12 protein-coding genes are annotated in these 15,151 nt (G+C 60.7%); 9 read left to right on the top strand and 3 right to left on the bottom strand.

Annotated features, from left to right (window positions below):
* Positions 1–217 precede the first annotated feature (217 nt).
* Positions 218–1,711 carry a CoA-acylating methylmalonate-semialdehyde dehydrogenase gene (locus tag QRN61_RS20285; RefSeq protein WP_027613649.1) on the bottom strand — a complete coding sequence of 498 codons (1,494 nt, stop codon included), beginning with the start codon at positions 1,709–1,711 and terminating at the stop codon, positions 218–220.
* Positions 1,712–1,787: 76 nt separating this feature from the next.
* Entirely contained in the window at positions 1,788–3,137 is a 1,350-nt protein-coding gene (gene aptA / locus QRN61_RS20290) for an omega-aminotransferase AptA (RefSeq protein ID WP_095138240.1), read from the bottom strand.
* Positions 3,138–3,275: 138 nt separating this feature from the next.
* Here aptA and QRN61_RS20295 point away from each other — a divergent pair, with 138 nt between their 5' ends.
* From QRN61_RS20295 to QRN61_RS20335, 9 genes are all read left to right on the top strand, one after another.
* Positions 3,276–4,196, top strand: coding sequence for a LysR family transcriptional regulator (locus QRN61_RS20295; protein WP_007968115.1), 921 nt, complete (start codon positions 3,276–3,278; stop codon positions 4,194–4,196).
* A gap of 122 nt (positions 4,197–4,318) precedes the next feature.
* Complete coding sequence (locus QRN61_RS20300; protein ID WP_285375035.1) at positions 4,319–5,707, top strand: uracil-xanthine permease family protein; 1,389 nt, start codon at positions 4,319–4,321, stop codon at positions 5,705–5,707.
* 87 nt (positions 5,708–5,794) lie between these two features.
* The gene (locus QRN61_RS20305) at positions 5,795–6,445 is read left to right on the top strand and encodes a TetR/AcrR family transcriptional regulator (RefSeq protein ID WP_027613646.1); all 651 of its coding nucleotides are present in this window, start codon (positions 5,795–5,797) and stop codon (positions 6,443–6,445) included.
* A gap of 7 nt (positions 6,446–6,452) precedes the next feature.
* Positions 6,453–7,034, top strand: a complete 582-nt coding sequence (locus tag QRN61_RS20310) for an IMPACT family protein (protein WP_285375038.1) — start codon at positions 6,453–6,455, stop codon at positions 7,032–7,034.
* Positions 7,035–7,640: 606 nt separating this feature from the next.
* Positions 7,641–9,188, top strand: a complete 1,548-nt coding sequence (locus QRN61_RS20315) for an ABC transporter ATP-binding protein (protein ID WP_285375041.1) — start codon at positions 7,641–7,643, stop codon at positions 9,186–9,188.
* A 15-nt stretch (positions 9,189–9,203) separates the two neighbouring features.
* A complete protein-coding gene (locus QRN61_RS20320; protein WP_285375044.1) occupies positions 9,204–10,310 on the top strand; it encodes an ABC transporter permease in 1,107 nt (368 codons plus the stop codon).
* Entirely contained in the window at positions 10,310–11,236 is a 927-nt protein-coding gene (locus tag QRN61_RS20325) for an ABC transporter permease (RefSeq protein WP_003221385.1), read from the top strand. Before QRN61_RS20320 ends, QRN61_RS20325 begins: the two co-directional genes overlap by 1 nt.
* Before the next feature lie 248 nt (positions 11,237–11,484).
* The gene (locus QRN61_RS20330; protein ID WP_095138233.1) at positions 11,485–12,171 is read left to right on the top strand and encodes an SDR family oxidoreductase; all 687 of its coding nucleotides are present in this window, start codon (positions 11,485–11,487) and stop codon (positions 12,169–12,171) included.
* Positions 12,172–12,430: 259 nt separating this feature from the next.
* Positions 12,431–13,789, top strand: coding sequence for an 8-oxoguanine deaminase (locus tag QRN61_RS20335; protein ID WP_027613641.1), 1,359 nt, complete (start codon positions 12,431–12,433; stop codon positions 13,787–13,789).
* A 124-nt stretch (positions 13,790–13,913) separates the two neighbouring features.
* Here the strand turns inward: QRN61_RS20335 and QRN61_RS20340 are convergent, their stop codons facing one another.
* Positions 13,914–15,005: a calcium:cation antiporter gene (locus QRN61_RS20340; protein WP_096794854.1), complete on the bottom strand. Its 1,092-nt coding sequence runs from the start codon at positions 15,003–15,005 to the stop codon at positions 13,914–13,916.
* Positions 15,006–15,151: the final 146 nt, after the last annotated feature.

Consider the following 15,151-nt stretch of genomic DNA (forward strand, 5'->3'; position numbering starts at 1 on the left):
CAGGCTTCGATGAACTGAAGCAAGCCGCTGCCGAAAACTGCGTAACTCATTGAATTTCAAGGAGTTTTCCGTTTCGACTGCGCCGGAAGTGGGGCGAATTATAGACCTCCAGAATCTGCCGTCAACCGCTTTTTTCACATTTCTGTCATATCGGTCAAAAAAACCCGAAAACACGAAGGCCGACCTCTAGAGGTCGGCCTTCGTCATGCCCTGCTACTTACAAGCTAGGGAAAGCGAACTGCGAAGCTTCATGGCTCGCACGCTGCGGCCAGCGCTGGGTGATGGCCTTGCGACGGGTATAGAAGCGCACACCATCCGGGCCATAGGCATGCAGGTCGCCGAACAGCGAGCGCTTCCAGCCGCCGAAGCTGTGGTAAGCCACCGGTACCGGTAGTGGTACGTTGACGCCGACCATGCCGACTTCAATCTCGTCACAGAACAGGCGCGCCGCTTCACCATCACGAGTGAAGATGCAGGTGCCGTTACCGTATTCGTGATCGTTGATCAGCTTCATCGCCTCTTCCAGGCTATTGACGCGAACCACGCACAACACCGGTCCGAAGATCTCTTCCTTATAGATGCGCATTTCAGGGGTAACGTTATCGAACAGGCAGCCGCCGAGGAAGAAGCCCTCTTCGTTACCTGGAATGCTCAAGCCGCGACCGTCGACCACCAGGGTCGCGCCCGCTGCCACACCGTCATCGACATAACCACTGACCTTGTCCCGCGCCTGACCGGTTACCAGTGGGCCCATGTCGAGACCACACGAAGTGCCGGCACCGATTTTCAGCGCCTTGATCTGCGGTACCAGTTTCGCCACCAGCGCATCCGCTACCTGATCGCCGACACACACTGCGACCGAAATCGCCATGCAGCGCTCACCGCAAGAACCATAGGCCGCGCCCATCAGCGCGCTGACTGCGTTGTCCAGATCCGCATCCGGCATCAGCACCGCATGGTTCTTCGCCCCGCCCAGTGCCTGAACGCGTTTGCCGCGCTTGGTACCTTCGGCGTAGATGTATTCGGCAATCGGCGTCGAACCAACAAAGCTCAGCGCTTTGACTTCCGGCGCTTCAATCAGCGCGTCCACTGCAGTCTTGTCGCCATGCACCACGCTCAGCACGCCTTTCGGCAGACCGGCTTCGATCAGCAATTGAGCGATCAGCAGCGTCGAGCTTGGGTCACGCTCGGACGGTTTGAGGATAAAGCAGTTGCCGCAGACGATCGCCAGTGGGTACATCCACAGCGGGACCATCGCCGGGAAGTTGAACGGTGTGATGCCGGCAACCACACCCAGTGGCTGGAAGTCCGACCAGGCGTCGATGTTCGGGCCGACGTTGCGGCTGTATTCGCCCTTGAGGATTTCCGGGGCGGCGCAGGCGAACTCGACGTTCTCGATACCGCGCTTCAGTTCACCGGCGGCGTCTTCGAGGGTCTTGCCGTGTTCTTCGCTGATCAATTGCGAGATGCGTGCTTCGTTCTGCTCCAGCAGTTGCTTGAAGCGGAACATCACCTGGGCACGCTTGGCCGGAGGAGTGTTGCGCCATGCCGGGAACGCAGCCTTGGCGGCGTCGATCGCGTGTTGAATGGTTTCGCGGGTGGCCAGCGGCAGCTTGTGGATCGCCTGACCGGTGGACGGGTTGAACACATCAACCGCGCGACCGTTCTCGGTCACCAGTTCGCCATTGATCAAATGCGGGATAACGCTCATCGAAAACTCCTGAATTCTTGTGTACAGACGCCCACATGGGGCGCCTGTTATTCGCAGGTATATATAGAGGGAAAAATCAGTCGAGCTTGTTCAGCACTTCGCCAACCGCGTCGAACAGACGATCGAGGTCTTGCGGCTTGCTGTTGAAAGTTGGGCCGAACTGCAGGGTGTCGCCGCCGAAGCGCACGTAGAACCCGGCTTTCCACAGGGCCATGCCGGCTTCGAACGGACGCACGATGGCGTCGCCGTCACGGGCCGCGATCTGGATCGCACCGGCCAGGCCGTAGTTACGGATGTCGATGACGTTCTTCGACCCCTTTAGGCCGTGCAGGGCATTTTCGAAATGCGGCGCGACTTCGGCCACGCTCTGCACCAGGTTTTCCTTTTGCAGCAGGTCGAGTGCCGCCAAGCCAGCGGCGCACGCCACCGGGTGGGCCGAGTAGGTGTAGCCGTGGGGGAATTCCACCGCGTATTCCGGAGTCGGCTGATTCATGAAGGTCTGGTAGATCTCGGAGCTGGCAATCACCGCGCCCATCGGAATCGCGCCGTTGGTGACTTGCTTGGCGATGCACATCAGGTCCGGGGTCACGCCAAAGCTCTCGGCGCCGAACATCGAGCCGGTGCGGCCGAAACCAGTAATCACTTCGTCGAAGACCAGCAGGATGTTGTGCTGATCGCAGATCTCGCGCAGACGCTTCAGGTAACCCTGCGGTGGAACCAGTACGCCAGCGGAACCGGCCATTGGCTCAACGAAGACCGCCGCGATGTTCGACGCGTCGTGCAGTTCGATCAACTTCAGCAGCTCATCGGCCAGAGCGATACCGCCCTGCTCCGGCATGCCACGGGAGAATGCGTTGCTGGCCAGCAAAGTGTGCGGCAGGTGATCGACGTCCATCATCGCCTGACCGAACAGCTTGCGGTTGCCGTTGACGCCGCCGAGGCTGGTGCCGGCGATGTTCACACCATGGTAGCCACGGGCACGGCCGATCATTTTGGTCTTGGTTGACTGACCTTTCAGACGCCAGTAGGCACGAACCATCTTCACCGCAGTGTCGGCGCACTCGGAGCCGGAGTCGGTGAAGAACACGTGGTTCAGGTTGCCGGGAGTCAGCTCAGTGATTTTCTCGGCCAGCTGGAAGGACAGCGGATGGCCGTACTGGAAGCCTGGCGAGTAATCGAGGGTGCCCAGTTGTTTGGATACCGCTTCCTGAATTTCCTTGCGGGTGTGCCCGGCGCCGCAGGTCCACAGACCGGACAGCGAATCGTAGATCTTGCGGCCCTTGTCATCGAACAGCCAGCTGCCTTCGGCACCCACGATCAGACGCGGATCGCGCTGGAAGTTGCGGTTGGCGGTGTACGGCATCCAGTGCGCGTCCAGCTTCAGTTGGCTGGCCAGTGGCGACGGCGCGTTTTCAGGCATGTTCATCGGGCAAAACCTCGCAGGGCATAAGCATCAGGGAGATAAAAAGCGTTGTTGCAGCTAAATTGCCACGCGGATAAAGTCGGTGAAATCCAACTTTTCTAACCTTCAGTTAGAAGCCTGCTAAACAATGAGAACAACAGCATGAGCAGTCGCCGCCCCGATCCGCTGGCCCAGGTCAGTGATTTTGATATTCGCCTGCTGCGGATTTTCCGCAGCGTGGTGGAGTGCGGCGGCTTCTCGGCGGCGGAAACCGTGCTTGGCATCGGTCGCTCGGCGATCAGCCAGCAGATGAGCGATCTCGAACAGCGCCTCGGCCTGCGTTTGTGCCAGCGCGGCCGCGCCGGGTTCTCGCTGACCGAAGAGGGCCGCGAGGTTTATCAGTCAGCGCTGCAACTGTTAAGTGCGCTGGAAAGTTTCCGCACCGAGGTCAATGGCTTGCACCAGCACCTGCGTGGCGAGTTGATCATTGGCCTGACCGACAACCTCGTCACCCTGCCCCACATGCGCATCACCCACGCCCTCGCACAGTTGAAGGAACGCGGGCCGGACGTGCAGATCCAGATCCGCATGATCGCTCCCAACGAAGTCGAACAAGGCGTGCTCGACGGTCGCCTGCATGTCGGCGTGGTGCCGCAGGCCAGCGCACTGTCGGGGCTGGAATATCAGCCGTTGTACAGCGAGCGCTCGCTGCTTTATTGCGCGGTGGGTCATCCGCTGTTTTATGTCGATGACAAGCAACTGGATGACGAACGTCTTAATAGTCAGGACGCGATTGCCCCGACCTTTCGTTTGCCGGCGGAGATTCAGGCGCATTACCAGGCACTCAACTGCACCGCCAGTGCGTCTGACCGTGAGGGCATGGCGTTTCTGATTTTGACCGGGCGCTATATCGGCTATCTGCCGGATCACTACGCCAGCCTGTGGGTGCAGCAAGGTCGCTTGCGTGCGCTGAAATCGACGACACGTTTTTATGATTTGAGTCTGGCATCGGTCACGCGCAAGGGGCGGCGCCCTCATTTGGTGCTGGAAAGTTTTCTGGAGAGTCTGGCGGCGACGCGTTGAAAAATCCTGCAAGGCCCGACAGATAAGGTTTTCAACCACAAAATCACTGAATAACCTGAGCAAGTGGACAGCTTTTTGCAAAGCAGGATCAACCCCGATCCTTCAACAAGAAGCCTTAAGCCATGCAGCCAGATTCTGAACCGTCCAGCGACCTGATCTACGGCCTCGACGACCGCCCAAAACCACCCGCCGCGATCCTCGCCGCCCTGCAACACGTGCTCGCCAGTTTCGTTGGCATCATCACCCCGCCGCTGGTGATCGGCTCGACCCTCGGCCTGACCGCACACTTGCCGTACCTGATCAGCATGGCGCTGATGGTTTCCGGGGTCGGCACCTTTATTCAGGCGCGACGGCCGTTCGGCATCGGCGCCGGGATGATCTGTTTGCAGGGCACCAGTTTCGCCTTTCTCGGCGCGGTGCTGTCGGCCGGGTTTCTGGTCAAGCAGCGTGGCGGCAGCCCGGAGGACATTCTGGCGATGATCTTCGGCGTATGCTTTTTCGGCGCCGTGGTGCAGATCGTCCTCAGCCGTTTCATCGGTCAATTACGCCGGGTCGTCACGCCGCTGGTGACCGGGATTGTCATCACCCTGATCGGCGTCAGTCTGATCAAGGTCGGCATCACCGATCTGGGCGGTGGATTCAATGCGCCGGACTTCGGCGCGCCGGGCAATCTGGCGCTGGGGGTGTTCGTGTTGCTGACGATCATCCTGCTCAATCGCTCGAACACGCCGTGGGTGCGGCTGTCGGCCATCATTATCGGACTGCTGCTTGGCAGTCTGGCCGCGTGGTTCAGCGGGAAACTGGTTCCGCAGGCATTGCCTGACTTGCCGCTGGTCAGTCTTCCTGCACCGTTCAAGTTCGGTTTCAGCTTTGACTGGACAGCTTTCCTGCCGGTCGCGCTGATTTATCTGATCAGCACCATCGAAACCGTCGGCGACCTCACCGCCAATTGCATGCTTGCCCGCCAGCCGATCAGCGGCCCCTCCTATATAAGCCGACTGCGCGGCGGCGTGCTCGGTGACGGCGTGAGCTGCATGATCGCCGCCACCTTCAGCGCCTTCCCCAACACCACGTTTGCGCAGAACAACGGCGTGATCCAGTTGACCGGCGTGGCCAGCCGCTACGTCGGGCTGTACATCGGCGCGATTCTGTTTTGTCTTGGCCTGTTCCCCATGATCGGCGCGGTGCTGCAGCAGATCCCCAAACCGGTGCTCGGCGGCGCCACCCTGGTGATGTTCGGAGGCGTGGCGGCAGCCGGTGTTCGGATTCTCGCGCAGTCGCCGCTGGACCGACGCAGCATGCTGATCATCGCCACCTCGCTCGGCGTAGGCCTGGGCATTGCCGCGCAACCGAACCTTCTGCATCTGTTGCCGAAACTGGTGCAAAACCTGTTCGATTCGGCGATCACCAGCGGTGGCCTGACCGCGATCATCCTGTGCCTGTTGCTGCCGGAGGCGAAAACCACCCGCGTCGAATCCGCCGCAGCGCTGAACAAGATCGAACAGGCGTAACGGTTTTATTGCATCAGGACTTGTCGGATGCCTGTGGGTGCGTTATCAACGCAACTGGTTGCACCCACAGACAAACCGGAAGTGCCTATGACCTTTGAAGTCCCTGCTCACGGCGGCAAACCCGCCAGCCGCATTCGTCAGAAGAACGAAGAGACCATCCTCAAAGCCGCCGAAGACGAGTTCGCCCGTCACGGTTACAAAGGCACCAGCATGAACACCATCGCGCAGAATGCCGGGTTGCCCAAGGCGAACCTGCATTACTACTTCACCAACAAGCTTGGGTTGTACGTGGCGGTGCTGAGCAACATCATCGAGCTGTGGGACAGCACCTTCAACACCCTGACCGCCGAGGATGATCCGGCCGAAGCGCTGACCCGCTACATTCGCGCCAAGATGGAATTCTCCCGCCGCCAACCGCAAGCCTCGCGGATCTTTGCGATGGAAGTGATCAGCGGTGGCGAATGCCTGACCGAGTATTTCAACCAGGATTACCGCGCCTGGTTCCAGGGCCGCGCAGCCGTGTTCCAGGCCTGGATCGATGCCGGCAAGATGGACCCGGTGGATCCGGTGCACCTGATTTTCCTGCTGTGGGGCAGCACCCAGCATTACGCCGACTTCGCCACGCAGATCTGCCGCGTCAGCGGTCGCAGCAAGCTGACCAAGCAGGACATGGAAGACGCCGGCAACAACCTGATCCGCATCATTCTCAAAGGCTGCGGCCTCACCCCGACTATTTAAGACGTTTATGCCTTTCACCCTCAGCGGTTTTTGCGAGTACCGCGAAGAGATTCGCAAAAGCCGCTTCATCACCGTCGCCGCGCCGATCGGCAGCCCCGCCGACGCGCAGGCGTTCTTCGAACAACACAGCGACTTGAATGCCTCGCACAACTGCTGGGCGTGGAAACTCGGTGCGCAATACCGCAGCAACGACGACGGCGAACCCGGCGGCACCGCCGGACGGCCGATTCTGGCGGCCATCGAAGCGCAGGATTGCGATCAGGTCGCGGTGCTGGTGATCCGCTGGTATGGCGGCATTCAACTGGGTACCGGCGGTTTGGCCCGAGCCTATGGCGGCGGCGCGAACAAGTGCCTGCAAACGGCGGCAAAAGTCGAGTTGATCAGCCGTGTGCCGCTCAGTTGTGCCTGCGGCTTTGCCGAGTTGGCGTTGGTGAAGCTGCGGTTGGCGGACCTGGGTGGGTTGGTAGTGGAAGAAAACTTCACTGCCAATGGTGTTGAGTTGCAGTTGGCAGTGGGTGAGGCGCAGATCGAGTTGTTGCAAACGCAACTGGCGGATTTGAGCCGTGGGCGGATTGTGCTGCAGCGTTAGAAGAGCAAAAGATCACAGCCTTCGGCAGCTCCTGCACAGGACTTTGCGTTTCCCTGTAGGAGCTGCCGAAGGCTGCGATCTTTTAGGGCATCGACGAATTCCGTTATCCCAGCAACTTGCCCACATCTGCTGTGCACCCGACTGTGGATAACCTGAGCACATGTGGCTGTAACCCTTCTGTCACGTGGCTTTGCGCGATTTGCTCACTTTTCGTCCATTGCGCATGAAAAAAGAGAAATCCCACATAAAAACAGATAGTTAGCGCTGTTTATCACCATTGGGAGATAGCATCCCAGCGCTTATGCCAAGGATTTCCAATTGCGCACAAATACTGTGGAACAACCTGTGGATAAGCCGTTCATGGCTGGCGCAGTCGCAGGTTCTGTATAGCTTCGACCCGGCTGCTCGTTTTTTAACCAGTTCGTCACGGTGCAAAAGTGGAGCCGGATCAACAGCTTTGCGCTGAATTGGTGCCCGCTCCTCCTGCGTTTTTCAGCGCGACGCTCTGCCGCCGGCACGCGGCAACAGCTATGGCGGGCGTTCCTGACTCAATGGCCAGGAAATTGCTTTATCCACAGGCACAACTCCAAGTCAGTCGAGCCTGTCATGCCAAGCCCAGATTCAACGCCGCGCCTGCAACTGCGCCAGATCAGCAAACGCTACCCCGGTTGCCTGGCCAATGACGCCATCGACCTGTGCATCGCGCCCGGGGAAATCCACGCGCTGCTCGGTGAGAACGGCGCGGGCAAAAGTACCTTGATGAAGATCATCTACGGCGTGACCCAGGCCGATACGGGGGAAATGCTCTGGCAGGGTCAGCGAGTAAATATTCGCAACCCGGCGCAGGCCCGGCAGTTGGGGATCGGCATGGTGTTCCAGCATTTCTCGCTGTTCGAAACCCTCAGCGTCGCGCAGAACATTGCTCTGGCAATGGGCGCCGAGGCCGGTACGCCGAAACAGCTTGAGCCGAAGATTCGCGAAGTGTCGCGCCGCTACGGCATGGCGCTGGAGCCGGAGCGACTTGTCCACAGCCTGTCGATTGGCGAGCGGCAACGAGTGGAGATCATTCGCTGCCTGATGCAGGACATTCGCCTGCTGATCCTCGACGAGCCGACGTCGGTGCTGACGCCACAAGAGGCCGACGAACTGTTCATCACCCTGCGCCGCCTCGCCGCCGAGGGCTGCAGCATTCTGTTTATCAGCCACAAGCTCGCGGAAGTGCGCGCACTGTGCCATAGCGCCACGGTCTTGCGTGGCGGACGGGTCGCCGGGCATTGCCTGCCGGCCGAATGCTCGGATCAGCAGTTGGCGCAGATGATGGTCGGCGAAGCGGCGGCGTTGATCGGCGAATACCCGAAAGTCAGTGGCGGTACGGACTTTCTACAGGTCAACGGCTTGAGCTGGCACAACCCCGATCCCTTCGGCTGCTCGTTGAGCGACATCAACCTGCAAGTGCGCGGCGGCGAAATCGTCGGCATCGCCGGGGTCGCGGGCAATGGCCAGGATGAGTTGCTCGCCCTGCTCAGCGGTGAACAAACCCTGCCCCACGACGGTGCGACAACGATTCGTTTCGCCGGGCAAGCGGTCGCCGATTTGCGTCCGGATGCGCGGCGCCAACTCGGTCTGGCGTTCGTCCCGGCAGAACGCCTGGGCCACGGCGCAGTGCCGGAACTGAGCCTTGCCGACAACGCCTTGCTCACGGCCTTTCAACAGGGGCTGGTGAGCAACGGTTTGATCGAGCGCAGCAAAGTCGAAGCCCTTGCCCAACAGATCATTCAGCGCTTCGGGGTGAAAACCCCGGGCACTCACGCGGCCGCGCGCAGCCTGTCCGGCGGCAATCTGCAGAAATTCATTCTCGGCCGGGAAATCCTCCAGCAACCGAAACTGCTGATCGCCGCGCACCCGACCTGGGGCGTGGACGTTGGCGCAGCGGCGACCATTCACCGCGCGCTGATTGCCCTGCGCGATGCCGGCGCGGCGATCCTGGTGATCTCCGAAGACCTCGACGAACTGTTCCAGATCAGCGACCGCCTCGGCGCCCTGTGCGCCGGGCGTCTGTCGCCGCTGCAGAACACCACCGACACCCTGCTGAGCGATGTCGGCGGCTGGATGGCCGGGCACATCAACCCCACGCATTCATCGGCCACGGCCTGACGGAGTTTTCCCAACATGCTGCTTTCCCTCGAACCCCGTGGCCAGCAATCGCGCCTGATGTTGTGGTGCTCGCCGTTGCTGGCAGCACTGCTGACACTCGGTTGCGGCTCGCTGTTGTTCATCGCTCTGGGACATGACCCGCTGCAAACTCTGCACACCCTGCTGGTTGCACCGATCAGCGACTTGTATGGCATTTCCGAGTTACTGGTCAAAGCCCTGCCGATTCTGCTCTGTGCATTGGGCCTGGCGGTGGCGTATCAGGCGCGAATCTGGAACATCGGCGCCGAAGGTCAGTTACTGCTCGGTGCACTCGCCGGCAGTGCCTTGGCGGTGAACATCATCGACCTGCAAAGCCGTTGGGCGCTGGTGCTGATTCTACTCACCGGCACCTTCGCCGGCGCCGCTTGGGCCGGGCTGACGGCATGGCTGCGCACGCGCTTCAACGCCAATGAAATCCTCACCAGCATCATGCTCAATTACATCGCGCTGAACCTGTTGCTGTTCTGCGTGCACGGGCCGCTGAAGGATCCGGCCGGCTACAACTTTCCCGAGTCGGCGATGTTCGGCGACGCCAGTCGCCTGCCGCTGCTGATGGAGGATGGCCGAGTGCACGCCGGGGTGTATTTCGCTTTGCTCGCACTGGTTGCGGTGTGGGTGTTGTTGCAGAAAAGCTTCGTCGGTTTCCAGATCAAAGTGCTCGGTCTGGATAAACGTGCCGCAGGTTTTGTCGGCTTTCGCGAGAAGCATCTGATCTGGCTCGCGCTGTTGATCAGCGGTGGTTTGGCCGGGCTGGCCGGGGTTTGCGAAGTGACCGGGCCGATCGGGCAATTGGTGCCGCAAGTCTCGCCGGGCTATGGCTATGCAGCAATCACCGTGGCGTTTCTCGGGCGGTTGAACCCGATCGGGATTCTGTTCTCCAGCCTGCTGATGGCGCTGCTGTACATCGGCGGCGAAAGCGCGCAAATGACCCTCAATCTGCCGCAAGCCATCACCCAACTGTTTCAGGGAATGATGCTGTTTTTCCTGCTGGCCTGCGACGTGCTGATTCTCTATCGGCCACGCCTGAAACTGCGCTGGGCACGGCGCACCTCGACCACCGCCGTAACCGCCGGAGCGCTGTGATGGATATCGACCTGCTGAGCAATATTTTCTACGCCATGGTGCGTTGCGGCACGCCGCTGTTGTTGGTGGCGCTGGGTGAGTTGATCTGCGAAAAGAGCGGCGTGCTCAACCTCGGCCAGGAAGGAATGATGCTGTTTGGCGCGGTGATCGGTTTTATCGTCGCCCTCAACAGCGGCAACCTGTGGCTCGGCGTGTTGCTGGCGATGCTCGCGGGAATGTTGTTGTCATCGCTGTTTGCCCTGGTGGCGCTGGTGTTCAACGCCAATCAGGTGGCGACCGGGCTGGCGCTGACGATCTTCGGTGTGGGCCTGTCGACCTTTGTCGGTGCAGCGTGGGTCGGCAAGCCGTTGGCCGGATTCGAGCCGTTGGCGATTCCGTACTTGAGTGAGATTCCGCTGATCGGGCGCATGCTGTTTGCTCAGGACTTGCTGGTGTACCTGTCGTTCGCGCTGTTTGCGCTGGTGGCGTGGGTGATCATCAAAAGCCGTGTCGGGCTGATCATTCAGGCCGTTGGCGAGAACCCGGACGCGGCCAGTGCGATGGGCCTGCCGGTGCTGACCGTGCGCACGCTGGCGGTGCTGTTCGGCGGGGCGATGGCCGGTTTGGCCGGTGCCTATCTGTCCCTGGCGTACACGCCGATGTGGGCCGAGAACATGACCGCCGGACGCGGCTGGATTGCCCTGGCGCTGGTGGTGTTTGCCAGTTGGCGGGTGTGGCGCTTGTTGCTCGGGGCTTATCTGTTTGGCCTCGCCAGCATCCTGCATCTGGTGGCGCAGGGCTTGGGGCTGGCGATTCCGTCGAGTCTGCTGGCGATGCTGCCGTATGTGGCGACGATTGTGGTGTTGGTGCTGTTGTCGCGCGATGCCGTTCGGACTCGGTTGTATGCGCCGGTGTCGTTGGGGCAGCCGTGGCAGGCCGGGCATTAGGGTGGTGATGCCACGGGCCTCATCGCTGGCAAGCCAGCTCCCACAGTGTCCGTGTTGTGTACATGATTTGCGAACACCGTTGAGCGGCCTGCGAATTCGAGAAGCAACCACGCCAAAGTCTGGAGTATGCTTCGGGATCAACAGCTCTTTTGAGACCCGGCTCGATGTGTTGCGACGAGTGTTGCAACTACGGCTCGGTCAGGCGTGTCCATTGAATCCGTGAACCGTAACTTTCAAGGAACCCCGTCATGTCCCAGGCAAAAAACGCACTGATCATCGGCGCCTCCCGTGGCTTGGGCCTCGGGCTGGTGAAAACCCTGCTGGCCGACGGCTGGCAAGTGACCGCCACCGTGCGCAATCCGCAAAAGGCCGAGGCGCTGCAAGCGCTGGGCAAGGTGCGGATCGAGAAACTCGACATGGACGACCAGCAAGCGGTGATCGCCCTGAGCCAGCAGCTCAAGGGCGAGACCTTCGACCTGCTGTTCGTCAACGCCGGGGTCAAAGGCCCTGAAGTGCAAACCCCGGGTGGCGCGACACTGGCCGAAGTCGGGCAACTGTTTTTCACCAACGCCGTGGCGCCGATCAACCTGGCGCAACGCTTCGTCGGGCAGATCCGCGACGGCAGCGGCGTGCTGGCGTTCATGAGTTCCGGCCTGGGCAGCGTCACCGTACCCGACGCCCCGGAGCTGGCGCTGTACAAGGCGAGCAAGGCCGCGCTGAACTCGATGACCAACAGTTTTGTCACCCAGTTGGGCGAGCAGAAACTTACCGTGCTGTCGCTGCATCCGGGCTGGGTGAAGACGGACATGGGCGGTGAAGGCGCCGACCTGGATGTGGAGACCAGCACTCGCGGGCTGATTGATCAGGTGAATGCGTACACCGGCAAGGGCGGGCATCACTTCATCAACTACAAGGGTGAAACCATTCCCTGGTAAGCACCACAGATCTTCCCTGTAGGAGTGAGCCTGCTCGCGATCGCAGTGTGTCCGTCACCGATGATATTGAATGAAAGACCGCTATCGCGAGCAGGCTCACTCCTACAAGGGGATGGTGGTGTCCTGTCGGGTTGGGCTTGCCCGATCCGGCGATTTGTTTGAAACTCCGCACCTCGTCCTTCGCGGCGACCCTGGATCAGCAGACAGGGCAACACTGAGCTGGCAACCCTGAACCCAACTTTCAGAGGAGCCGGCCACAATGCCTGCGACCCGTACCTGGTTAAAAAATCCCCTCGCCATTTTCACGGCCAACGCGCTTGATGCCCGTGGCGGTCTGGTGCTACAAGACGGCGTGATCGTCGAAGTGCTGGCGGCCGGTCAGCAACCGTCCGCGCCGTGCAACGAAGTGTTCGATGCCCGCGAGCATGTGATCCTGCCGGGCCTGATCAACACCCATCACCACTTCTATCAAACCCTGACTCGCGCCTGGGCGCCGGTGGTCAATCAGCCGCTGTTCCCGTGGCTGAAAACCCTGTACCCGGTGTGGGCACGGCTGACCCCGGAAAAACTCGCCCTCGCGACAAAAGTGGCTTTGGCTGAACTGCTGCTGTCGGGGTGCACCACCGCCGCCGACCACCACTACCTGTTCCCGGACGGTCTGGAAAACGCCATCGACGTGCAGGTCGACACCGTGCGTGAACTGGGCATGCGCGCCATGCTCACACGCGGTTCGATGAGCCTCGGCGAGAAGGACGGCGGCCTGCCGCCGCAGCAGACTGTGCAGGAAGGTCAGGTGATTCTCGACGACAGTCAGCGCCTGATTCACGAGTACCACGAGCGCGGCGACGGTGCGCAAATTCAGATCGCTCTGGCACCGTGCTCGCCGTTCTCGGTGACCCCGGAAATCATGTCGGCCAGCGCCGAACTGGCGAACAAACTCGATGTGCGCCTGCACACGCACTTGGCGGAAACCCTCGACGAAGAGGATTTCTGCCTGCAGCGTTTCGGCCTGCGCACCGTGGATTATCTGGACAGCGTCGGCTGGCTCGGCCCGCGCACCTGGCTGGCCCATGGCATCCACTTCAACCCGGATGAAATCGCTCGCCTCGGCCAGGCCGGCACCGGTATCTGCCATTGCCCGAGTTCGAACATGCGTCTGGCCTCCGGCATCTGCCCGAGCATCGATCTGACCGATGCCGGTGCGTTGTTCGGTCTGGGCGTGGATGGTTCGGCCTCGAACGACGCGTCGAACATGATCCTCGAAGCGCGGCAGGCGTTGTACATCCAGCGTCTGCGTTATGGTGCGGAAAAAATCACCCCGGAACGCGTGCTCGGCTGGGCAACCAAAGGCTCGGCGAGCCTGTTGGGGCGTACCGACATTGGCGAGCTGGCGGTGGGCAAGCAGGCGGATCTGGCGTTGTTCAAGCTCGATGAGCTGCGTTTCTCGGGCAGCCATGATCCGATTTCGGCGCTGCTGTTGTGCGGTGCCGATCGTGCGGATCGGGTGATGATTGGCGGCAAGTGGCGCGTGGTGGACGGTCAGGTTGAGGGGCTTGATCTCAAAGGCCTGATCGCCGATCACAGCCAGGCGGCTCGGCAGTTGATCGCCGGCACCTGATCCAACGCCGTTCAAAACTGTGGGAGCGAGCCTGCTCGCGAAGAGGGAGTGTCAGACAACATGTTTGTTGAATGACACATCGCTTTCGCGAGCAGGCTCGCTCCCACATTGGTCTCTGTCAGCCTCAAAGGCCGAGCAGGGACAGCATGATAAACGTCGCAAACAGCACAAAGTGAGTCATGCCTTCGATGGCATTGGTCTCGCCGTCATTCAGATTGATCGCACTGACAATCAGCGTGATGAAGATCATCACCGTCTGCACCGGGGTCATCGCCATTTGAAACGGCTGACCGGTGTACAGCGCCATCGCTTCCATCACCGGCACCGTCAGGATCACCGTCGACAGTGACGCGCCCATCGCAATGTTCACCACCGATTGCATGCGGTTGGCCAACGCGGCACGCAACGCCGTCAGAATCTCCGGCGCCGCGGAAATCGCCGCCACCAGAATCGCCGTGATCACCGGCGGTGCACCGGTACCTTCCAGGCCCAGATCGAGGGTCTTGGACATCACTTCGGCCAGTGCGCCGATCACCACCACGCCGAACACCAGAATGCCGATCGACCAGGTCAGGCTCAGCGGTTTCGGTTCATCTTCCACCGGTTCTTTCTTGCGGCGTTTATCCGGGTAGCTGTAGCTGAAAAAGTAACTGTGCGGCCCGACCTGCATGCGCAGGAACAGCGCGTAAAGCACCACCATCGCACCGATGGTGAACGCTGAATAAATCTTCCAGTTGGCCGCCGGAATAAACTCCGGCACCACCATCGATACGCCCATGGCGGTGAGGATCATCACGCTGTAGCTGCGTGCCGAATCATCGTTGTACGACTGCTCGCCGTGCTTGAGCCCGCCCATCAACGCGGCGAGGCCGAGGATGCCGTTGATGTCGAGCATCACCGCCGAATAGATCGTGTCCCGCACCAGCGTGGCGGACGCCTCGTTGCTCATCATGATCGCCAGGATCACCACTTCCACCAGCACCGCAGCGAGGGTCAGGATCATCGTGCCGTAGGGGTCGCCGACTTTTTCTGCGAGCAGTTCGGCATGATGGGCGACGCGCATCGAGGCGGCGACGATGAAGGCGATCAGCACCAGACCGCAGATCAGCGCGACGATCTGGCCGCTGTGGAGCATCCAGTGTTCCAGCGGATAAGCGATGCACGCGGCAATCACCGCCAGCAGCAGAAAGCTTTCTTGCTTGAGGATCGTGAGCATGGCGGGCCTTTTTGCCGAGAGATTCGAATGAGCTACTGACTGCGGCGCGGCGCTAACGTTTCGTTACACCTTAGCGCACCAGTGGATGGCAGCTGGTTCAGACATGCACTTTTATCGGCCTTGCCGGCCTCTTCGCGAGCAGGCTC

It is taken from the genome of Pseudomonas sp. lyk4-TYG-107 (assembly GCF_030209055.1).
Lineage (GTDB): Bacteria > Pseudomonadota > Gammaproteobacteria > Pseudomonadales > Pseudomonadaceae > Aquipseudomonas > Aquipseudomonas putida_A.